Source organism: Nocardioides sp. (genome assembly GCF_029937575.1).
Taxonomy (GTDB): Bacteria; Actinomycetota; Actinomycetes; order Propionibacteriales; family Nocardioidaceae; genus Nocardioides.
On the sequence record NZ_JAPYPS010000017.1, the window covers coordinates 15,726 to 36,417 of the forward strand.

The 20,692-nt window shown below is 70.5% G+C and carries 17 protein-coding genes and 1 tRNA gene; 14 read left to right on the top strand and 4 right to left on the bottom strand.

The genetic code is table 11. The annotated features are described in order from the left end of the window. Window positions 1-128: 128 nt before the first annotated feature. The gene (locus tag Q1K33_RS08290) at window positions 129-791 is read left to right on the top strand and encodes a thymidine kinase (protein WP_300402619.1); all 663 of its coding nucleotides are present in this window, start codon (window positions 129-131) and stop codon (window positions 789-791) included. Window positions 792-846: 55 nt separating this feature from the next. Here Q1K33_RS08290 and Q1K33_RS08295 read toward each other — a convergent pair whose 3' ends face one another. Continuing rightward, complete coding sequence (locus Q1K33_RS08295; RefSeq protein ID WP_300402621.1) at window positions 847-1,023, bottom strand: DUF6104 family protein; 177 nt, start codon at window positions 1,021-1,023, stop codon at window positions 847-849. Window positions 1,024-1,115: 92 nt separating this feature from the next. Then, window positions 1,116-4,889, bottom strand: a complete 3,774-nt coding sequence (locus Q1K33_RS08300) for a multifunctional oxoglutarate decarboxylase/oxoglutarate dehydrogenase thiamine pyrophosphate-binding subunit/dihydrolipoyllysine-residue succinyltransferase subunit (RefSeq protein ID WP_300402623.1) — start codon at window positions 4,887-4,889, stop codon at window positions 1,116-1,118. A 297-nt stretch (window positions 4,890-5,186) separates the two neighbouring features. Between Q1K33_RS08300 and Q1K33_RS08305 the strand changes: the two genes are divergently transcribed. Further along, the gene (locus Q1K33_RS08305) at window positions 5,187-5,810 is read left to right on the top strand and encodes a hypothetical protein (RefSeq protein WP_300402625.1); all 624 of its coding nucleotides are present in this window, start codon (window positions 5,187-5,189) and stop codon (window positions 5,808-5,810) included. Then, window positions 5,810-6,712, top strand: coding sequence for an LCP family protein (locus Q1K33_RS08310; protein WP_300402628.1), 903 nt, complete (start codon window positions 5,810-5,812; stop codon window positions 6,710-6,712). The genes Q1K33_RS08305 and Q1K33_RS08310 overlap by 1 nt, the downstream gene beginning before the upstream one ends. A 20-nt stretch (window positions 6,713-6,732) precedes the next feature. Here the strand turns inward: Q1K33_RS08310 and Q1K33_RS08315 are convergent, their stop codons facing one another. After that, on the bottom strand, window positions 6,733-7,398 hold the full coding sequence (locus Q1K33_RS08315) for a calcium-binding protein (RefSeq protein ID WP_300402630.1): 666 nt from the start codon (window positions 7,396-7,398) through the stop codon (window positions 6,733-6,735). A gap of 79 nt (window positions 7,399-7,477) precedes the next feature. Then, window positions 7,478-7,550, bottom strand: a tRNA-Arg gene (locus Q1K33_RS08320). A gap of 81 nt (window positions 7,551-7,631) precedes the next feature. On the opposite strand from Q1K33_RS08320, the gene argS reads away from it, so the two are divergent. From argS to prmC, 11 genes are all read left to right on the top strand, one after another. Then, window positions 7,632-9,302, top strand: a complete 1,671-nt coding sequence (gene argS, locus Q1K33_RS08325; protein WP_300402632.1) for an arginine--tRNA ligase — start codon at window positions 7,632-7,634, stop codon at window positions 9,300-9,302. A gap of 3 nt (window positions 9,303-9,305) precedes the next feature. Beyond that, window positions 9,306-10,703, top strand: coding sequence for a diaminopimelate decarboxylase (gene lysA, locus Q1K33_RS08330; RefSeq protein WP_300402633.1), 1,398 nt, complete (start codon window positions 9,306-9,308; stop codon window positions 10,701-10,703). Further along, window positions 10,700-12,052: a homoserine dehydrogenase gene (locus Q1K33_RS08335; protein ID WP_300402635.1), complete on the top strand. Its 1,353-nt coding sequence runs from the start codon at window positions 10,700-10,702 to the stop codon at window positions 12,050-12,052. The genes lysA and Q1K33_RS08335 overlap by 4 nt, the downstream gene beginning before the upstream one ends. Beyond that, entirely contained in the window at window positions 12,049-13,149 is a 1,101-nt protein-coding gene (gene thrC / locus Q1K33_RS08340; RefSeq protein WP_300402637.1) for a threonine synthase, read from the top strand. Before Q1K33_RS08335 ends, thrC begins: the two co-directional genes overlap by 4 nt. Window positions 13,150-13,156: 7 nt before the next feature. After that, the gene (gene thrB, locus Q1K33_RS08345) at window positions 13,157-14,080 is read left to right on the top strand and encodes a homoserine kinase (RefSeq protein WP_300402639.1); all 924 of its coding nucleotides are present in this window, start codon (window positions 13,157-13,159) and stop codon (window positions 14,078-14,080) included. Window positions 14,081-14,265: 185 nt separating this feature from the next. After that, window positions 14,266-16,137 (top strand): transcription termination factor Rho, encoded by a 1,872-nt coding sequence (gene rho, locus Q1K33_RS08350; RefSeq protein ID WP_300402641.1) that lies wholly within the window; start codon window positions 14,266-14,268, stop codon window positions 16,135-16,137. Window position 16,138: 1 nt separating this feature from the next. Next, window positions 16,139-16,510 (top strand): response regulator, encoded by a 372-nt coding sequence (locus Q1K33_RS08355; protein WP_300402643.1) that lies wholly within the window; start codon window positions 16,139-16,141, stop codon window positions 16,508-16,510. A 157-nt stretch (window positions 16,511-16,667) separates the two neighbouring features. Beyond that, complete coding sequence (locus Q1K33_RS08360) at window positions 16,668-18,245, top strand: ATP-binding protein (protein WP_300402645.1); 1,578 nt, start codon at window positions 16,668-16,670, stop codon at window positions 18,243-18,245. A gap of 168 nt (window positions 18,246-18,413) precedes the next feature. Then, window positions 18,414-18,665 (top strand): 50S ribosomal protein L31, encoded by a 252-nt coding sequence (gene rpmE, locus Q1K33_RS08365; protein WP_300402648.1) that lies wholly within the window; start codon window positions 18,414-18,416, stop codon window positions 18,663-18,665. A 99-nt stretch (window positions 18,666-18,764) separates the two neighbouring features. Beyond that, on the top strand, window positions 18,765-19,841 hold the full coding sequence (gene prfA / locus Q1K33_RS08370; protein WP_300402651.1) for a peptide chain release factor 1: 1,077 nt from the start codon (window positions 18,765-18,767) through the stop codon (window positions 19,839-19,841). 30 nt (window positions 19,842-19,871) lie between these two features. After that, the gene (gene prmC / locus Q1K33_RS08375) at window positions 19,872-20,690 is read left to right on the top strand and encodes a peptide chain release factor N(5)-glutamine methyltransferase (RefSeq protein WP_300402653.1); all 819 of its coding nucleotides are present in this window, start codon (window positions 19,872-19,874) and stop codon (window positions 20,688-20,690) included. Window positions 20,691-20,692 lie beyond the last annotated feature (2 nt).

A 20,692-nucleotide genomic window follows, 5' to 3' on the forward strand; every position in this document is an offset into this window, starting at 1 on the left:
GCAGGTGCCACCACGCACCGCGCCACCGTCGTACGCCGTGTGGCGTGAGTCGCAGCGAACCCAAGGGAGGTCGCCGACCACCCGCACCCTCGCCTCCGCCGAGCGTGGACAGGTGAGATGATCCCGCGGTGGCCGAGCTGACCTTCTGGACCGGGACCATGGACGCCGGTAAGTCCACCTTGGCCCTGCAGACCAACCACAACCACGCGGCCCGGGGCCGGCTGGGTCGGATCTTCACGTCCCAGGACAGGGCTGGTGCTGCCCGCATCTCCTCACGGCTGGGGCTCACCCATGACGCGCTCGAGGTGTCCCCCGACTTCGACTTCTGGCGCTACGTCGTCGACGCGCTGACCCGGGGCGCCCGGATCGACTACCTGGTCTGCGACGAGGCACAGTTCTACTCGCCGGCCCAGATCGACGCCTTGGCCAAGATCGTCGACGAGCTACAGATCGACGTCTTCTGCTTCGGCATCCTCACCGACTTCCGCACCCGGCTCTTCCCGGGGGCTGCGCGGCTGGTCGAGCTCGCTGACCGCACCGAGGTGCTCCAGGTCGAGGCGTTGTGCTGGTGCGGGAAGCGGGCCACCCACAACGCCCGGACCGAGGACGGCGTGATGGTGACCGAGGGCGAGGTGGTCGTGGTCGGCGACGTCGAGGACCAGGCGAGCCCGCAGGGCCCGCCCGCCGAGGTTGCCTACGAGGTCCTGTGTCGCCAGCACCACCGGCGCACCCTCACCGCCGCGCGTGCTCGAGCGGTGTCGATGGCGGCCGATCCGCTGCCCTTCGGCTGAGTGTCCGCGAGCGGTCGCCAGCTTGATCCCGGTGGCGCCGCGCGCAGCGCGTGCCTCAGTCGTCGGGGTCGTCGAGGCGCGCCAACCAGGTGGCGAAGCGCTCGACGGCCGTCTCGAACTCCGGGTGGGTGTCGGTGAAGACCTGGAGCTGCTCGGCGACCCACGCCAGGGTGACGTCCTCGTCACCCCGACGCTTGACGAGCTCCTCGATGCCGCGGTCGGTGAAGTACATCGCCTCATCCTCTGCCGTGGTTGCCGTCGGCGCTCGGCTCACGGGGTTTCGACCCGCCGGAAGCGGGTTCGTTGCTCACTCGCTCGGCCTGCTCATGAGAACGCCCGGTCGAGCAGGTCCTTCTGCTCGGCCGCGTGCCGCTTGACGGTGCCGACCGACGGCGACGACGAGGCGTCGCGGGTGATCCGCTCCACCGTCGCGTCGACCTCGGGCCACACGTTGAGGGCGTAGTCGGGCCAGGGGCCGTAGTTGGCCGGCTCGTCCTGGACCCAGCGCACCTGCTTGAGGTGGGGGTAGCGGGCGATCTCGGCCTTGATCTCGTCGAGCGGGCGCGGGTACAGCTGCTCGACGCGCGCGATCGCGAACCGCTCGCCTCCCTCGCGCTTGGCGCGGTCGACCATCAGGTCCCACGTCACCCGGCCGGAGCAGACCAGCAGCGTGTCGACCTTGTCCTGGTCGGCCTCCGCGTCGCCGATGAACGGACGGAACGTGCCCTCGGTGAAGTCGCCGGGCTGGGAGGCGGCCTCCTTGCGCTTGAGCATCGACTTCGGCGTGAACACGATCAGGGGCCGGTGCTTCTCCCCGAGCGAGTGGTGGCGCAGCAGGTGGAAGTACGACGCCGGCGTGGACGGCTGGGCGACGACGAAGGCGTCGTCGGCGGCCATCTGGAGGAACCGCTCGATCCGAGCCGAGGAGTGGTCGGGGCCTTGACCCTCGTAGCCGTGGGGGAGCAGCAGCACCACGCCGGAGTTCTGGCGCCACTTGGTCTCGCTGGACGTGATGAACTCGTCGATGACCGTCTGGGCGCCGTTGACGAAGTCGCCGAACTGCGCCTCCCACAGCACGAGTGCCTCGGGGCGGGCCACCGAGTAGCCGTACTCGAAACCGAGGGCGGCGTACTCGGAGAGCAGCGAGTCGTAGATGTAGAACTTCGCCTGGTCCTCGGTCAGGGCCGAGAGCGGAGTCCACTCGTCGGCGTTGACCCGGTCGATGATCGTGCCGAAGCGGGACACGAACGTGCCGCGACGCGAGTCCTGGCCGGCCAGGCGCACCGGGCGCCCGTCCATGAGCAGGGAGCCGAAGGCGAGGATCTCGCCGGTGCCCCAGTCGATCGGGCCCTCGGTGATCGCGGTGGCCCGGCGCTGCAGCTGAGGCATCACCTTGGGGTGCACGGTGAAGCCGTCGGGCGGCGTGACGTAGGCGTCGGCGATCCGCTTGAGGCACTCGAGGTCGATGGCCGTGCGGGTCTCGCCGGTGGGCTTGTCCGGGTAGTCGGGCACCGTGGTCCACTCGGGCGGCTGCGACGTGGCGTCCTTGACGTCGGTGAAGACCCGCTCCAGCTGCTGCTGGTAGTCGGCCAGCACCTGCTCGGCCTCTTCGATCGTGATGTCGCCACGACCGATGAGCGACTCGGTGTAGAGCTTGCGCACCGAGCGCTTCTGCTCGATCAGGTCGTACATCAGCGGCTGGGTGTACGAGGGGTCGTCGCCCTCGTTGTGACCGCGGCGGCGGTAGCAGACGAGGTCGATGACGACGTCCTTGTTGAAGGCCTGGCGGTACTCGAAGGCCAGTCGGGCCACGCGGATGCAGGCCTCGGGGTCGTCGCCGTTGACGTGGAAGATCGGCGCCTGCACCATCCGCGCCACGTCGGTGCAGTAGAGCGAGGAGCGCGAGGAACCGGGGGAGGTGGTGAACCCGACCTGGTTGTTGACCACGACGTGGATCGTCCCGCCGGTTCGGTAGCCGCGCAGCTGCGAGAGGTTGAGCGTCTCGGCGACCACACCCTGGCCGGCGAAGGCGGCGTCACCGTGCACCAGGAGGGGCAGGACCGGGAACTTCTCGCCCTGGTCGAGCACGTCCTGCTTGGCGCGGGCGATGCCCTCCAGCACGGGGTCGACGGCCTCGAGGTGCGAGGGGTTGGCCGCGACGGAGACCTTGATCTTGTCCCCGGAGCCGGCCTCGAACTCGCCCTCGGCGCCGAGGTGGTACTTCACGTCGCCGGAGCCCTGGACCGTGCGCGGGTCGATGTTGCCCTCGAACTCACGGAAGATCTGCGAGTACTTCTTGCCCACGATGTTGGCCAGCACGTTGAGGCGGCCGCGGTGCGCCATCCCGATGGCGACCTCGTCGAGACCGACCTCGGCGGCGGCCTCGCAGATCTCGTCGATGACCGGGATCGTGGTCTCGCCGCCCTCGAGGCTGAACCGCTTCTGGCCCACGAACTTGGTCTGCAGGAACGTCTCGAAGGCCTCGGCCTGGTTGAGCTTGAGCAGGATCCGCAGCTGCTCCTCGCGGGGCGGCTTGGTGTGCGGCCGCTCGACGCGCTCCTGGACCCACCGACGCTGCTCGGGGTCCATGATGTGCATGTACTCGATGCCGGTGGTGCGGCAGTAGGAGTCGCGCAGGATGCCCAGGATGGTGCGCAGCTTCATGAAGCGTCGACCGTCCCCGAAGGAGCCGGTCGCGAACTCGCGGTCGAGGTCCCACAGGGTCAGCGCGTGCGACTCGATCTGCAGGTCGGGGTGGGTGCGCTGTCGGTACTCCAGCGGGTCGGTGTCGGCCATCATGTGCCCGCGCACGCGGTAGGCGTGGATCAGCTCGAGGATCCGGGCCTGCTTGCTGATCTCGTCGTCGTGCGACGTCGCGATGTCGCTGCCCCAGCGGATGGGCTCGTAGGGGATGCGAAGCGAGCGGAAGATGTCGTCGTAGAACCCGTCCGCGCCCAGCAGCAGCTGGTGCATGCGCTTGAGGAACTCGCCCGACTGCGCGCCCTGGATCACGCGGTGGTCGTAGGTCGAGGTCAGCGTCATGACCTTGCTGATGCCGTTGCGGGCGATGGCCTCGTCCGAGGCGCCCTGCCACTCGGCGGGGTACTCCATCGCACCGACGCCGATGATCGCGCCCTGACCCGACATGAGCCGGGGGACCGAGTGCACGGTGCCGATGCCGCCCGGGTTGGTCAGGCTGATGGAGGTGCCCTGGAAGTCGGCGACGGTGAGCTTGTTGTCGCGCGCCTTGCGCACGACCTCCTCGTAGGCGGTCCAGAAGGCCGCGAACTCCATGTCCTCGGCGGCCTTGATGGCCGGGACGAGGAGCTGGCGCGAACCGTCCGGCTTGGGCACGTCGATCGCCAGGCCGAGGTTGATGTGGGCGGGCGTGATCAGGTTGGGCTTGTTGTCGACGGTCTCGAAGCCGACGTTCATCTCCGGCATCGTGCGCGCCGCCCGGATCAGCGCGTAGCCGATCAGGTGGGTGAAGGAGACCTTGCCACCGCGCGCGCGGGCGAGGTGGCTGTTGATGACGGTGCGGTTGTCCCACAGGAGCTTGACCGGAACCGAGCGCACCGAGGTGGCCGTGGGCACGGTCAGCGACTCGTCCATGTTCTTCACCACGCGCGCCGGGGCGCCGCGCAGCACGGTGTACGTCGGCTCGTCGCTCGCCTCGGCCGGCTCGGCCGGCTTGGCGTCCTTGGGCGTCGGCTTCGAGGTCGCCTTCGCGGGCTCGGCGGCCTTGCCGGACGAACGGGGCTCGGCCTTGGGGGCGGGCTTGGCGTCCGACCCGGCCTTGTCCGCCGACTTGTCCGGGGCAGGCGCCTTCGCGGCTGGCGCCGCCTTGGCCCCCTTGGCCGGTGCCTGCTCGGCAGGCTTCTCGGCCGGCGTTGCGGAGCCGTTCGACTGCGAGCCGTTCGACCCCGAGCCGTTGCTCGTGCCGCCCTCGTCGGCGAAGTAGGCCTTCCACGCCGCATCGACGCTTCCGGGGTCGGCGGCGTACTGCTCCCGCATCTCCTCCACGAGCCACTCGTTGGCACCGAAGTCGGTGCTGGAGGGCTCGGTGGAACTGGTGGAGGGGCCTGAGGACTGCGGCACGGCTTGGTTCGCCTCTTCCGAAGGGTGCTGGTGGGTTGCTGGTGATCGCTCCGACGGGTGCCGGAGGGCGCCAGGCGCGCCTGAACCAGGCGCGGAGCGACGCGTTGTCAAGGCTAGACCCACACGCCAGCAAATGCGCGGACTGTGGTCCACTTTCGGGCACGCTGTCAGGCACACCACAGTCCGGTCCCTCGTCCGCAGCTCCGGCAGCCCCCTCACCAGGGGGGTCGCTCGCGCGGGCGTCGGTGCCGTCGCCCGCCCAGACCGACCGCCGTACCCACCCCAGGAGCACGCCGCATGACGCGTTGGATCAAGCACGCCGTACGTCGGACCGCCCTGGCGGCGGCCGGGGCGACGCTGGTGTCCGTGGCCCTCGTGGGGTGCTCCGGGGACGAGGTCGACGCGGGAGGAGGGCCGGCACCGACAGGGGAGCCGACGCCCACGCCGACGCCCACCCCCGAGCCGATCGTGACCAACGCCACGATCAACCGCGTCGACGGCGACCTCGCTGCCTCCGGACGCGACCGGCTGCGTGACCGCGTGCTCGTGGCGGTGGATGCCTGGATCGACGGGGCGTACGGCGGCAGCTACCCGCGTGACGACTTCTCCGAGGCCTTCGCCAGCTTCACGTCTGCTGCCGGGAAGCGGGCGATCGGCGACCAGGACCTGATGAGCAACGCGAGCATCGGCGAGCAGCTCGACGCCGTCCTGCCCGTGCGCCGTCGTCTCCGCATCGACGTCCTGGGCGTCGAGGGTCGCGCCGTGGCCGTCACCGCCCAGGTGGTGCTCGGCCTCGAGCTGTCCGGCGAGATCACCCGTAGGGACCGGATCGCCGGATCGCTCTACCTGACCTACGAGAAGTCGGGCAAGGCGCCCGGCTGGCGCGTGTTCGGCTACGACGTCTCCCGAAAGGCCCTCTGATGCGCCGGACCCTCGCTCGCCTGCTGAGCCTCGCCCTCGTCCTGGTCGTGACCGGTCTGATCGTGCCGGACAGCAGCCGGGCCTCGACCCAGGTCGCGCTCGTGAAGATGGAGCACGCCGAGGCCGTGGCTCTCGACCGGGACACCGTGTGGATCCTCGGGGTGGGCAGCGACGCCCGGCCCGGTGAGGACATGACCCGCACCCGAGGCGACGCGCTGCAGCTGATCGGCCTGAACACCGCTACCGGTGCCGCGACCACGATCGGCATCCCGCGCGACTCCTACGTCTCGATCCCCGGCGTCGGGTCCGACCGGATCAACGCCGCCCTCTACTACGGAGGCCCACAGCTCCTCGGGGAGGCAGTCGGCGACCTGGTGGGAGTCGAGCCCGACTACGTCTTCGTCACGCGCTTCCCGTTCTTCGAGAACATGATCGACGACATCGGCGGGATCCAGGTCGACAACCCGCGCTACTTCTCCGACTCCGACCTCAAGCCGTTGGGCTTCGAGGAGGGACCGATCCGCCTCAACGGCTACGGCGCGATGGCGTTCTCCCGGATCCGCAAGAGCCTCCCGGCAGGAGACTTCGACCGCTCGGCCAACCAGCAGATCGTGCTCGGTGGCATCCAGGCGAGGATCGCCGAGCGCGTCTCCGAGCGTGGCTTCATCGCCTCGGGCGTGCTCACCGTGCTCGAGCACATGGACATCACCGGCGTCGGCCCGGCCGAGCTCTTCCGGCTCGGCCAGGCCATCGCCCGCGTGAAGCCCCGCCTGATCACCGGGTGCGTCGTGCAGGGTGGCATCGCGACGATCAACGGCGCCAGCGTCGTGCTGCCCTACACCGACCAGGCGCGGCGCTACGGCGACGACGCCCGCGACGACGCGGTCATCGACGGCTGCTGAAGCCCGATCCCGGCGCAGGCTCAGGCGTGGCAGCTGTGCCGCTCCTCGACCCCGCGCTCGCAGCTGTCCTTGCCGGGTCCGCCGTACCCGGTGTCCTGACCCCGGCCGCCGTACAGCTCGTCGTCAGCCGAACCGCCGTGGAGCTCGTCGGCCCCGCGTCCGCCGACGAGGGTGTCCTCACCGGCGCCGCCGCGCAGCACGTCCGCGCCGTCGTCTCCGGCGACGTAGTCCTTGCCCGGCCCGGCCGAGATCCGGTCACGCCCCGGACCGCCGTTGACGAACTGCTGGCCCTTGCCGGTCGTGATCTCGTCGTTGCCGAAGCCGCCACGGATGTCGGCGTAGCCCCGGCCGACGATGATCCGGTCGTTGCCGCCGTCGCCCTGGACCTCGGTGTCCCCGCCGCCGGGGACGGTGACGACGTCGTTCCCGGGCCCGGCGTAGACCAGGTAGGCCGCACAGATGTCGTCGTCGCCCTCGAAGGCGTGGACCTCTGAGTTGGGGGCGTAGATGACGTCGTCACCCGCCGTGCCCTCGACGTACTCGCGGTCACCGACGATCGTGGCGGTCTTGCCGTGGCAGGTGGGAGCTGTGCCTGCGGCTGCGCCGGTGGTGACCCCGGTCAGCGCCGAGGCAGCGAGGGCTCCGAGGCCGAGGGCGGTCAGGACCGATGTGCGAACGGGTGACATGTGAAATCTCCAAGACGGTGACTGTGTGGTCACAGGAGAGACGCAGTCGGCGCCGAGAAGGTTGCGATCAGACGAGGGGCGCCTCCGGCAGGATTCGAACCTGCGGCACCTGGTACCGGAAACCAGTGCTCTATCCCCTGAGCTACGGAGGCCCGCGTCTTGCGACGCACCAGCGGAGACTACCGGCCATAACTGGTGAGAGGGAAACCGGTGGTCGCCGATAGGCTGGCGCGGTGAATCCGGCCCAGCTCTCCGCCACCGTCGTCGAGGCCCTGGCCTCGCTCGTCGACCAAGGCACGCTCGTCCTGCCCGATGGTGTCCCGACGGAGGTCACCGTCGAGCGACCGCGCGAGGCGTCGCACGGCGACTACGCCACCAACGTGGCGATGAAGCTCGCCAAGAAGGCCGGGACCAACCCGCGCGCTCTCGGCGAGCTGCTCGCGACCGAGCTCCGCTCCGCAGCCGGGATCGCCCAGGTCGACGTCGCCGGCCCGGGGTTCCTCAACGTCACCGTGGCCGCCGACGCCCAGGGCCAGGTCGCCGCCGACATCCTCGCGGCCGGGACGTCGTACGGCGCCACTGCGTCGCTGGCGGGGGAGAGGATCAACCTCGAGTTCGTCAGCGCCAACCCGACCGGACCGCTGCACATCGGTGCCGTTCGCTGGGCCGCGGTGGGCGACGCCCTGGGGCGGGTCTTCGAGTTCTGCGGCGCCGAGGTCACCCGCGAGTACTACTTCAACGACCACGGCGGCCAGATCGACCGGTTCAGCCGGTCCCTGCTGGCCAGCGCGCTGGGCGAGCCCGCCCCCGAGGACGGGTACGGCGGGCAGTACATCCATGACATCGCCGCCGCCGTGGTCGCCGCGCATCCGGATGCCCCGGGGCTGGCGTTCGAGGAGGCCAACGAGGCCTTCCGCGCCGCCGGTGTGGAGATGATGTTCGACGAGATCAAGAAGTCCCTGCACGACTTCGGTGTCGACTTCGACGTCTACTTCCACGAGGACAACCTGCACAAGAGCGGTGCGGTCGACCGCGCCGTCGCGCGCCTCGGCGAGCTGGGCAACACCTACGAGCAGGACGGCGCCCTCTGGCTGGCCACCGAGCGCTTCGGTGACGACAAGGACCGGGTGATCATCAAGTCCGACGGGCAGGGCGCCTACCTCTCCGGCGACCTGGCCTACTACCTCGACAAGCGCGAGCGCGGCTTCGGTCGTTGCTTCATCATGCTCGGCGCCGACCACCACGGCTACGTCCAGCGGTTGATGGCGATGTGCCAGGCCTTCGGCGACACCCCGCACGTCAACCTCGAGGTCCTGATCGGGCAGATGGTCAACCTGCTGCAGGACGGCGCACCCATGCGGATGTCCAAGCGGGCCGGGACCGTGGTCACGATCGACGACCTCGTCGGTGCCATCGGGGTCGACGCCAGCCGCTACGCCCTGGCGCGCTACTCCAGCGACTCCCCGATCGACCTCGACCTCGGTCTGTGGACCAGCGCGAGCAACGAGAACCCGGTCTACTACGTCCAGTACGCCCATGCCCGCACCTGCCGGATGATCGCCAACGCCACGGATCTCGCGATGGCCCTCCCCGGGGAGGGCTTCGACGGGTCCCTGCTCGACCACGAGCGTGACCGCGCCCTGCTCCGGGCCCTGGCCGACTTCCCGGCCGTTGTCTCCAGCGCCGCCGAGCTGCGCGAGCCGCACCGGATCGCGCGCTACCTGGAGGACACCGCCTCGGCGTTCAACAAGTGGTACGACACCAAGGAGTGCCGGATGCTGCCTCAGGGCGACGAGCCGGTCACCCCCACCAACGAGGCGCGGCTCGTCCTGGTGCACGCCACCAACACCGTCCTCGCCAACGGCCTGGGCCTGCTCGGCGTCTCCGCGCCCGAGCGGATGTAGGCGATGACCCACGAAGCCGGTTGGGCGCACGCGCCCGGAGCCCTGCGCGGCCCGTCGTGGCTGCGCGAGCCTGCCGACCCCAACGACCTGGTGCCGCTGCTGTGGTCCAGCACCGCGCACAAGTCCGACGGCGACCTCGTCGTCGGCGGCGTGGCGATGCGCGACCTGGTCGCCAACCACCAGTCGCCGGCCTACGTCCTGGACGAGGCGGACTTCCGCGCCCGGGCCGCGGCCTTCCGCGACGCGTTCAGCGACTACGACGTCTTCTACGCCGGCAAGGCGTTCCTGTGCACCGAGGTCGTGCGCTGGATCGCACAGGAGGGCCTCTGGCTCGACGTCTGCTCGGACGGGGAGCTGAGCGTGGCCTTGCGCGCCGACTTCGACACGGCTCGGATCGGCTACCACGGCAACAACAAGACCGAGTCCGAGCTGCGGCGTGCCGTCGAGGCGGGGGTGGGCAGGGTCGTGCTCGACTCCTTCGTCGAGATCGAGCGGCTCGCGGCGATCACCGCCGAGCTGGGGGTCACGCAGTCGGTGATGGTCCGGGTCACGGCGGGCGTCGAGGCCCACACCCACGAATACATCGCGACCGCCCACGAGGACCAGAAGTTCGGGTTCTCCATCACCTCGGGTGACGCCTTCGACGCCGTACGACGCGTGCTGGCGGCGCCAGGCCTGGAGATGCTCGGGCTGCACAGCCACATCGGCAGCCAGATCTTCGACTCGGCCGGCTTCGAGGTCGCGGCCCGGCGCGTCCTGGCGCTGCACGCGCGGGTGAGCGACGAGCTCGCCGTCGCGATGCCCGAGATGGACCTCGGCGGCGGCTTCGGGATCGCCTACACCACCCAGGACGACCCGTCGGACCCAGCTCAGCTGGCCACCGAGATGACCAAGATCGTCGAGCACGAGTGTCGCGCGCTGGGTGTGGCCGAGCCGCACCTGTCGATCGAGCCCGGCCGCGCGATCGTCGGCCCGGCGATGTGCACGGTGTACACCATCGGCACCGTCAAGCCGGTGGCGCTCGACGGCGGCGTGGTGCGCACCTACGTCTCGGTCGACGGCGGGATGAGCGACAACATCCGCACGGCGCTCTACGACGCCGACTACTCCTGCACCCTTGCCGCGCGCCGCTCCGACGCCGCACCGGTGCTGGCCCGGGTCGTCGGCAAGCACTGCGAGGCCGGCGACATCGTCGTGCGCGACGAGTTCCTGCCCGGCGACGTCGCCCCCGACGACCTGCTCGCGGTGCCCGGCACCGGTGCCTACTGCCGCTCGTTGGCCTCCAACTACAACCACGCGCTGCGGCCTCCGGTGATCGCGGTGCGGGACGGGGTCGCGCGCGTCGTGGTCAGGCGCGAGACTGAGGACGATTTGTTGGCAACGGACGTGGGTGCGAAGTGAATGACGGCGACGGGGCCCAGCAGCGGGCCCTACGCGTGGCAGTGCTCGGGTGCGGTGTGGTGGGCAGCCAGGTGGTGCGACTCATCCTCGAGCAGGCCGGCGACCTCGCGGCCCGGGTCGGGCGGCCGGTCGAGCTGGCCGGGGTCGCCGTACGACGCATCGACGCCCCGCGCGAGATCGAGGTCCCCGACGGGCTGCTCACGACCGACGCGGCCGGACTGGTGGCTCGCGAGGACGTCGACCTCGTCGTCGAGGTGATCGGTGGCATCGAGCCGGCCCGCACCCTGATCCTCTCGGCCCTCGAGCACGGCGCGAGCGTGGTGAGCGCCAACAAGGCGCTGCTGGCCGAGGACGGTCCGACGCTCTTCGAGATGGCCGCCAAGGCCGGGCGCGACATCTTCTACGAGGCCGCGGTCGCCGGCGCCATCCCGATCCTGCGTCCGCTGAGCGAGTCCCTGGCCGGCGACCGGGTCACGAGGGTGCTCGGCATCGTCAACGGCACCACCAACTACATCCTCGACAAGATGGACACCTCGGGGGCCGGCTTCGCCGAGGCCCTGGCCGAGGCCCAGGACCTGGGGTACGCCGAGGCCGACCCCACCGCCGACGTCGAGGGCTTCGACGCGGCGGCCAAGGCCGCCATCCTCGCCTCGCTGGCCTTCCACTCGCGGGTGACCGCCGCCGACGTGCACCGCGAGGGCATCTCGGAGGTCACCGCAGCCGACATCGCCTCAGCGCGGGAGATGGGCTGCGTGGTCAAGCTGCTCGCCATCTGCGAGCTGCGCACCGGGCTGCTGGGTCCTGACGGGACCGAGGACGCCAACGGGGGAGAAGCCGTGGCTGTGCGTGTGCATCCGGCGATGATCCCGCTCGCACACCCGTTGGCCAGCGTCCGCGGCGCCTACAACGCCGTCTTCGTCGAGTCCGACGCGGCTGGGGAGCTGATGTTCTACGGGCCCGGTGCGGGTGGGGCACCGACAGCGAGCGCGGTCATGGGCGACCTGGTCACGGCCGCGCGCAACCACGTCGCCGGCACCCGCGGGTCCGGCGAGTCGGCGTACGCCGATCGCGCGGTCCTGCCGATGGGGGAGACCCGCACTCGCTACCACGTGGCGATCGACGTGGACGATCGCGCAGGCGTGCTGGCCACCGTGGCGCTCGCCTTCGCCGAGCACGGCGTCTCCATCCAGACAGTGCGTCAGGAGGGTCGTGACGACGACGCCCAGCTGGTCGTCGTCTCCCACTGGGCCACCGACGCCCAGCTCAGCGCGACTGTCGAGCACCTGCGCGGCCTCGAGATCGTGCGCGAGGTCACCTCGGTGATGCGCGTGGAAGGAGGCGACGAATGAACGCCCCCACCAGCGCCCCCGAGACCCGCCGGCCGACCCACCAGTGGCGCGGGATCATCGAGGAGTACCGCGACCTGCTCGAGATCCCCCAGAGCACTGCGGCGGTGACCCTGCGCGAGGGCGGTACCCCGCTGGTCCACTCGGAGTGGCTCTCCGGCCTCACCCGCGCCGAGGTGTGGCTCAAGGTCGAGGGCAACAACCCGACCGGCTCCTTCAAGGACCGCGGGATGACGGCCGCGATCTCGGTCGCGAAGGCCGACGGCGCGCAGGCGGTCGTGTGTGCCTCCACGGGCAACACCTCCGCCTCGATGGCGGCCTACGCCGCCAAGGCCGGCCTCAAGCCGCTCGTCCTGGTCCCCGAGGGCAAGATCGCTGCCGGCAAGATGGCGCAGGCCATCGTGCACGGCGCCCAGGTGATCATGGTGCGCGGCAACTTCGACGACTGCCTCACGATGGCGCGCGGCCTGGCCTGGGACTACCCCGTGGCGCTGGTCAACTCCGTCAACCCGGTGCGGCTCGAAGGCCAGAAGACGGCCGCCTTCGAGATCGTCGACTACCTCGGCGACGCCCCCGACTACCACCTGCTCCCGGTCGGCAACGCCGGCAACATCTCGGCCTACTGGCTGGGCTACTGCCAGTACGCCCAGCTCGGGATGGCGACCAAGACCCCCGTCATGCGCGGCTTCCAGGCGGCCGGCGCCGCGCCGCTGGTCACCGGTGAGCCGTTCCCGGACCCCGAGACCAAGGCCACCGCCATCCGGATCGGCAACCCCGCCTCGTGGAAGCTCGCCGAGGCCGCAGCCCAGGAGTCCGCGGGCCGCTTCGCCTCGGTCACCGACGAGCAGATCCTCGCCGCCCAGCGTGAGCTCGCCTCCCACGACGGGGTCTTCGTCGAGCCCGCCTCCGCAGCGGGCATCGCAGGGCTGCTCCAAGAGCTCGCCGCCGGGGAGTCGTACGCCGGCAGCACGGTCGCGATCACGGTGACCGGACACGGTCTCAAGGACACGCCCACCGCGCTCGAGGGCGTCGGCCCCCTGGTGGACACGGTCGTCGACGCCGACGTGGCGGCGGCCGCGGCTGCGGCCGGACTGGCCTGACCACGTCGTGTCGTCGGTGTCATCGGTCTTCCGCGAGGGACCCGTGCGGGTCACCGTGCCCGCCACGTCGGCCAACCTGGGCCCGGGCTTCGACGCGCTCGGTCTCGCGCTCGACCTGCGCGACGCGTTGGAGGCCGAGGTCCTCGACAGCGGTCTGGTCGTGGAGGTCGAGGGCCCGGGGAGCGACACGGTGCCTCGCGACGAGACGCACCTGGTCGTGCAGGCGATGCGCGTCGGCTTCGAGGCGCTCGACGCCCGGCCACCGGGCCTGCGGCTCTCCTGCCGCAACCTGATCCCCCACGCCAGAGGCCTGGGGTCGTCGTCGGCCGCCATCGTCGGTGGCCTCGCCCTGGCCCGGCATCTGGTGAGTGACGGCCCCGCCCGGATGGACGACGGACGGCTCTTCGGCCTCGCCGCCGAGATGGAGGGTCACCCCGACAACGTCGGTCCCGCGTGCTTCGGAGGCTTCGTGATCTGCGGCCGCGACGGCGACGGCGGGTTCTACGCCGTACCGTCCACCGTCGCTGCCGGTCTGTCCGCCGTGGTCCTGATCCCGCCCGACGGCGTCCGTACGGAGGTGGCACGAGGACTGCTTCCCGCCGAGGTGGCGCACGCCGATGCTGCCGCCAACGCCGGACGTGCCGCGTTGCTGGTGGCGGCTCTGGCCGCTCACCCGGCACAGCTGCTGCGGGGCACCGCGGACCTGCTGCACCAGCAGTACCGTCGACCGGCCATGCCCGAGACCCTCGACCTCGTCGACTCCCTGCGTGCGGACGGGTTCCCCGCCATCGTCTCCGGGGCGGGGCCGACAGTCCTGGCGTTCACCGACGGGCCGGACTCCACCGGTACGGCGTCGCTCCTGGAGTCCTGTCCCGCGGGATGGAGCGCCACCCACCTCGCCGTGGACAACCGCGGTGTCGAGGTCGGCTGAGTCGGTGCGGGTGGTAGGTTGAGGACTGCGCCAGGCGTACGGCGCCGTGCCGGTGGTAGCACCCGGGCACGCCAGTCCCGCCCCGCGACCGTCGATTCGTCGCACGCCGACCGCGCTGGGCAAGCACTCCACCAGCGGTCGGTGTCCCCGCCCGCTCCACTCGGTGAACCTCGTAAGGATCCCACGTGACCGACACTCTCGACTCTCCCGACGCTGCGCCGAAGAGGCGCTCCGGAGGGCTCAACTCCATGCTGCTCGCCGACCTCAAGGCCATGGCCGGCGGCATGGGGATCTCCGGGGCCGGCGCCATGAAGAAGGCGCAGCTCGTGGAGGCGATCAAGTCGGCCCAGGCCGGCAGCGCCGGTGGCGGTGCCCCCGCAGGACGGGCGCGCCCGACCAGGTCGGGCACCAAGTCGGGCACCACGGCGGGCACCACGGCGGGCAGCGAGCAGGCGCCCGGGAAGCCGGTGGCGTCGTCCGACGAGCCCGGCACCGTTGCCGAGGCCGACGCCCGGACCCAGGAGCCGACCGACACCTCGACGAAGCAACAACCCTCGAAGAAGCTCCCGAAGCGGTCGGAGCCCGACGGCTCGCAGCCGTCCACGAAGAGCGGAGGGGCCGGCGACCAGGGCGATCAGGCCGGTCGTCCGGACAAGCAGGCGGCCAAGCAGAAGCAGCCAGATGGTGGGCCGAAGGATGCCGGGCAGGCGACGGGTGGCCAGAAGGATGCCGGGCAGGCACCGGGTGGCCAGCGGGACGGCGGACAGGGCCAGGGCGGCCAGGACAACCAAAACGACGAGGAAGGCCGCTCGGGACGCAACCGGCGACGCCGCGGGCGTGACCGCACCCGGCCCGGCGCCGCTCCCAGTCAGCAGGGAGGCCAGCGCAACGAGCCCGACACCACGATCCTCGAGGACGACGTCCTCGTCCCGGCCGGGGGGATCCTGGACGTCCTGGACAACTATGCCTTCGTGCGTACCACCGGCTATCTGCCTGGTGTCGACGACGTCTACCTCTCGCTGTCCATGGTGCGGAAGTTCGGCCTGCGTCGCGGTGACGCCATCGTGGGCCAGGTGCGCCAGCCTCGCGAGGGTGAGCGCAAGGAGAAGTTCAACCCGATGGTGCGGATCGACACCGTCAACGGCTCCGACCCGCAGCACACGGCGACTCGTCCGGAGTTCGCCAAGCTGACGCCCGTCCACCCGACGACGCGGCTGCGGATGGAGACCGACACCACCAACCACATCGGTCGCACGATCGACCTGCTGTCCCCGATCGGCAAGGGTCAGCGAGGCCTCGTCGTCGGCCCGGAGGGCACGGGCAAGACGACAGTCCTGCGCTCGGTCGCCAGCTCGATCACCGCGAACAATCCCGAGTGTCACCTGATGGTCGTCCTCGTCGACGAGCGTCCCGAGGAGGTGACGGAGTTCGAGCGTGCGGTCAAGGGTGAGGTCATTGCTTCGACCTTCGACCGGCAGCCGGCAGACCACACGATGGTCGCCGAGCTCGCCATCGAGCGGGCCAAGCGCCTGGTGGAGCTGGGTCACGACGTGGTCGTGCTCCTCGACAACCTCGTCCGACTCGGACGCGCCTACCACCTCTCGGGCTCGACCTCGGGGCGCACCCTGGCCGCCGGCGTCGACGCCGGCGCCGTCCAGGCGCCCAAGCAGTTCTTCGGCGCTGCTCGCAACGTCGAGAACGGCGGCTCCCTGACCATCCTGGCGACCGCGGTGTCCGACTCGGGTTCGGCCATCGACGAGGTGTTCCTCGAGGAGTTCAGCGGTTCCGACAACATGGTGCTGCGACTTCGTCGAGACTTCGCCGACAGCGGACGCTTCCCGGCCGTGGATGCCGTCCGGTCCGGCACTCGTCGCGAGGAGCTGATGATCAGCGAGGAGGAGGTGGCGATCATGTGGAAGTTGCGCCGCTTCCTCGCCTCGGTCGAGGATGGTCAAGCCGTCGGGTACCTTCTCGATCGACTGAGCGGCACCCACACCAACATCGAGCTCCTCACCCAGGTGCAGAAGAGCACCCCGACCCTCAGCGGAGGTCAATGACATGGCGCGGATCGTGGTGGCCGACGACGACGTGGACATCCGGGAGCTCGTGGAGTTCAAGCTGTCCACGATGGGTCACGACATCGTCGCGGTCGGTGACGGGGGAGCAGCGCTGGAGGCGTGCCGGGCGGAGAAGCCCGACCTGGCGGTCCTCGACGTGATGATGCCCGGAGTCTCGGGACTCGACGCGATCAGGATGATCCGCTCCGACCCCGGCCTGCTGGACCTGCCCGTCATCCTGCTCACGGCGCGCGCCCAGGAGTCCGACGTGGAGACCGGCTTCGACTCCGGCGCCGACGACTACATCACCAAGCCGTTCAGCCCGCGAGAGCTGGCCTCGCGGGTGGAGGCGTTGCTGAGCCGCACCTCCTGAGAGGTGCGAGGGCCTCCTCGGCTCCACGGTGGCCCCACGGGCGGCCCACGAATCACCAACAGAGGTGTCCTCGACGGTCAAGTCGGCTCCTTGTCGAGCCCGAGCGGGGTAGGCTCGGCGCACCCGTGGGGGGTGCAGCAGCAAGGGGGGAGTCGCCATGGCGGTGGTCGGAAAGGTCGTCGACCCCGGACGTCCGGTCTCGCGGATGGTGGCTCCGGTCATCTGGCGGCTCGGCACGTTGGTGGCGGTGATGGCTGGCGTGAGCGTCATCGGCGTCGTGCTCTCGATGCAGTCGGTGAACCGGTCGACCGACGTCATCCATCCGACGGCCCGCGCCCACGGGGAGGTCGTGCGCAGCCTCGAGGACGTCCAGGCCTCGGTCAACGGCTGGGAGGTCAGCGGGTCGCGTGCGTTCCGTGTCGACTTCGCGATGAGCATCGCGGAGCTCGACGCAGCGCTCGTCGACCTCGAGGACCAGTCCGCCCGGCTGCCCGACGTAGGCCCGCTCGTCGACGCCGAGGTCACGCGGGTCCGCACCTGGTTGACCTCCTACGCCCAGCCTCGGATGGCGACGCCCGGTGGTGGCGCGTCCTTCGAGCAGACCCGGTTCCAGACGGGCCGAGAGCTGATGGCCGACATCGTGGGGGCGCGGACCCGGGTCGATGCGAGCCTCGAGGAGGAGGAGGACAGCGCCCACTCGGCAGCGCTGTTGCGCTTCCGGGTGACCATCGTGACCGCCCTGCTGCTGATGGGGATCTCGTGGATCCTGATCGGCCGCGCCAGGTCCAAGCTCCTCTCCGAGCTCTCCGAGCCGCTTCTTGCCCTGGAGAAGGTCGTCCAGCGGATGCTGCGCAACGACCCGGAAGGCCGAGCTGCCGACCATCGAGGGCCCAAGGAGGTCCGTGCCGTGGCGCGGGCGCTCAACGACTTCGCCGACGCCCAGTCGCGCGCCCGGGCAGTCGAGGGCAGGATCCAGGACGAGCTGCACGTGCTCGACAGCGCCAAGGACGACTTCGTCTCCAACGTCTCCCACGAGCTGCGCACCCCGTTGACCACGATCAGCGGCTACCTGGAGATGGTCGCCGACGAGTTTCAGGGCCAGCTCGAACCGCGCCACGACCGGATGCTGGAGGCGACCCGGCGCAACGTCACGCGGTTGAGGGCCCTGATCGACGACCTGCTCGCCCTGTCGAAGGCCGAGCAGCGAGCCAGTGACCTCGAGCCGGCCGACGTCAACCAGATGGTCATGGACGCGGTGACCGACATCCGGATGACGGCTGCTCGCCGGGGCATCTCCGTCGAGGTCAGTGCCCCGGACGACCCGATGATGGTGGTCTCCGACCGGGCCATGCTCTATCGCGCGTTCCTCAACATCCTGACCAACGCGGTGAAGTTCAGCCACGACCAGGGTTCGGTGGACGTGACCGTCAAGCGGGTGCGCAACCGGGTGGAGATCTCGGTGCGCGACCACGGCATCGGTATCCCCAAGGCCGAGCTCGACCGTCTCGGCACCCGCTTCTTCCGCGCCTCGAACGCGATGAGCAACGAAATCGCCGGGACAGGCCTCGGACTGCGCATCGTCCAGACGATCATCGACCGGCATGCCGGCGACGTCATCATCGAGTCGGCGGAGGGCGAGGGGACCACGGTGTTCGTCCGTCTCCGTCTGCACGGCGAGCGGACGGGTCGGATCGAGGCCACGACCCCGGGTCGCAGCGACCAGCCGGTCTCCTGAGCCGCTCCTACGGCGGGTCGGGCACGACGGTGCCGACGGCTGGAATTGGTGGGGCGGCTGTGGCGTTAGTAGGATCGACAAGTTGTTCCGGTTCACGTCTCGCGTAGCCCGCGCGGTGACGACCCGGCACTCTCCCAGCAATGGGACGATCGTCTGCGAGGGACACCCATGAAGAAGGACATTCACCCCGACTACACCGCCACCCAGGTCACCTGCACCTGTGGCGCGTCGTTCACCACCCGCAGCACTGCCTCGGCCGGCACGATCCGTGCCGATGTCTGCTCGCAGTGCCACCCGTTCTACACCGGCAAGCAGAAGATCCTCGACACCGGCGGCCGCGTGGCCCGGTTCGAGGCGCGCTACGCCAAGAAGGCCGCCGCCGACAAGGCTGCCGCCGACAAGGCCGCTGCCGAGAAGTAGCCGCTTGACCGACGCCGGTCCCCGCCCAACGCGGGGGCCGGCGTCGGTTGTGTTTTCTCCCGTGCGCAGCGTCGCAGCCACCCGTCGAAAGCAGGGCAGATGTTCGAGGCAGTCGAGGGATTCCTCTCCGAGCACAGTGAGCTCGAAGGTCGACTCGCTGCGCCCGAGACCCACGCCGACGCGCGCCTGGCCAAGCAGCTCAACCGGCGCTACTCCGAGCTGAGCGCCATCATCGGGGCCTGGCGCGAGTGTCAGTCTCTCCGAGAGGACCTCGGGGCAGCACGCGAGCTGGCCGGCGAGGACGCCGGCTTCGCCGCCGAGGCCGAGGCGCTCGCCGAACGGATCCCGGTCGCCGAGGAGCGGTTGCGGCGGCTCCTCGTGCCGCGCGACCCGGCCGACCACAAGGACGTCCTGGTGGAGGTGAAGTCCGGTGAGGGCGGCGAGGAGTCAGCGCTGTTCGCCGCGGACCTCTTGCGGATGTATACCCGCTACGCCGAACGCCGCGGCTGGTCGGTCGAGATCCTCGACGCCACCGAGTCCGACCTCGGCGGCTACAAGTCCGTGACTGCGGCGGTCAAGGCCCGAGGGGGCGGCGCCGAGCCGGGCAGCGCGCCGTACGGGGTCCTCAAGTTCGAGGGCGGGGTCCACCGCGTGCAACGGGTGCCGGTGACCGAGTCCCAGGGGCGCGTCCACACGAGTGCGGCCGGTGTCCTGGTCGTGCCCGAAGCCGAGCAGGTCGAGGTCTCGATCGACGACAACGACCTGCGCATCGACGTCTACCGCAGCAGCGGGCCGGGCGGGCAGAGCGTCAACACGACGGACTCGGCGGTCCGGATCACCCACGTGCCCACCGGGATCGTCGCGAGCTGCCAGAACGAGAAGTCGCAGCTGCAGAACAAGGACCAGGCGATGCGCATCCTGCGTGCCCGGCTGCTCGCAGCCGCCCAGGAGGAGGCGGACGCAGCGGCCAGCAAGGTCCGGCGCAGTCAGGTCCGCACGGTCGACCGCTCGGAGCGGATCCGCACCTACAACTTCCCGGAGAACCGGATCTCCGACCACCGCACCGGCTACAAGGCCTACAACCTCGACCAGGTCCTCGACGGCGATCTCCAGCCCGTGGTCGACTCGTGCGTCGAGACCGACCTGGCCGCCCAGCTCGCCGCACTGGAGGACTGATCCACCGTGGTCGAGACGCGCCGTTCCCTGGTGCGTGACGCAGCTGCCGAGCTTCACGCAGCCGGCGTCGCGAGTGCGTCGTACGACGCCGAGGTGCTGGTGGCGCACGTCCTGGGGGTTCCTCGGGCACGTCTGGTCCTGGTCGACGAGGTGACGACGGAGCAGGCCGACGAGCTCCGGGCGCTGGTCGAGCGCCGGGCCGCGCGCGAGCCCCTCCAGCACCTGACGGGCGTCGCCGGCTTCCGCTACGTCGAGCTGATGGTGGGGCCGGGGGTCTTCGTGCCGCGCCCCGAGACCGAGCTACTCGCCGGCTGGGCGGTGGACCGGGCCGCACCGCTGACGGCCCCCGTGGTCGTGGATCTGTGCACCGGCTCGGGCGCGATCGCCCGGGCGCTGGCCGACGAGGTGCCGCACGCCCGCATCCACGCCGTCGAGCTCGACGAGAAGGCCCTCGACTGGGCCGGCCGCAACCTTGCCGGCACCGGGGTCGACCTGAGGCACGGATCCATGGGTGAGGCGTTCGGAGACCTCGACGGCGAGGTGGACGTCGTGGTGTGCAACCCGCCGTACATCCCGCTCGAGGCGTGGGAGTCCGTCGCGCCCGAGGCACGCGACCACGACCCCCACCTGGCGCTGTTCTCCGGGGCCGACGGGCTCGACGCCTTCCGCGTGCTGGAGCACGTGGCGAGCCGGCTGCTGCGGGCCGGGGGAGTGGTGGGCGCAGAGCACGCCGACGTCCAGGGCGTCTCGGCCCCGGCGATCTTCGCCGGCGCTGGCCGGTGGCACGAGATCGAGGACCACGAGGACCTCGCGGGGCGTCCGCGCTTCGTGACCGCTCGGCTGCGATGATG

Coding starts and splice junctions, on each gene's coding strand:
- Q1K33_RS08295 (WP_300402621.1), bottom strand. CDS start 1,023: ATGTACTTCACCGACCGCGGCATCGAGGAGCTCGTCAAGCGTCGGGGT.
- Q1K33_RS08305 (WP_300402625.1), top strand. CDS start 5,187: ATGACGCGTTGGATCAAGCACGCCGTACGTCGGACCGCCCTGGCGGCG.
- Q1K33_RS08310 (WP_300402628.1), top strand. CDS start 5,810: ATGCGCCGGACCCTCGCTCGCCTGCTGAGCCTCGCCCTCGTCCTGGTC.
- Q1K33_RS08315 (WP_300402630.1), bottom strand. CDS start 7,398: ATGTCACCCGTTCGCACATCGGTCCTGACCGCCCTCGGCCTCGGAGCC.
- lysA (WP_300402633.1), top strand. CDS start 9,306: ATGACCCACGAAGCCGGTTGGGCGCACGCGCCCGGAGCCCTGCGCGGC.
- thrC (WP_300402637.1), top strand. CDS start 12,049: ATGAACGCCCCCACCAGCGCCCCCGAGACCCGCCGGCCGACCCACCAG.
- Q1K33_RS08355 (WP_300402643.1), top strand. CDS start 16,139: ATGGCGCGGATCGTGGTGGCCGACGACGACGTGGACATCCGGGAGCTC.
- Q1K33_RS08360 (WP_300402645.1), top strand. CDS start 16,668: ATGGCGGTGGTCGGAAAGGTCGTCGACCCCGGACGTCCGGTCTCGCGG.
- rpmE (WP_300402648.1), top strand. CDS start 18,414: ATGAAGAAGGACATTCACCCCGACTACACCGCCACCCAGGTCACCTGC.
- prfA (WP_300402651.1), top strand. CDS start 18,765: ATGTTCGAGGCAGTCGAGGGATTCCTCTCCGAGCACAGTGAGCTCGAA.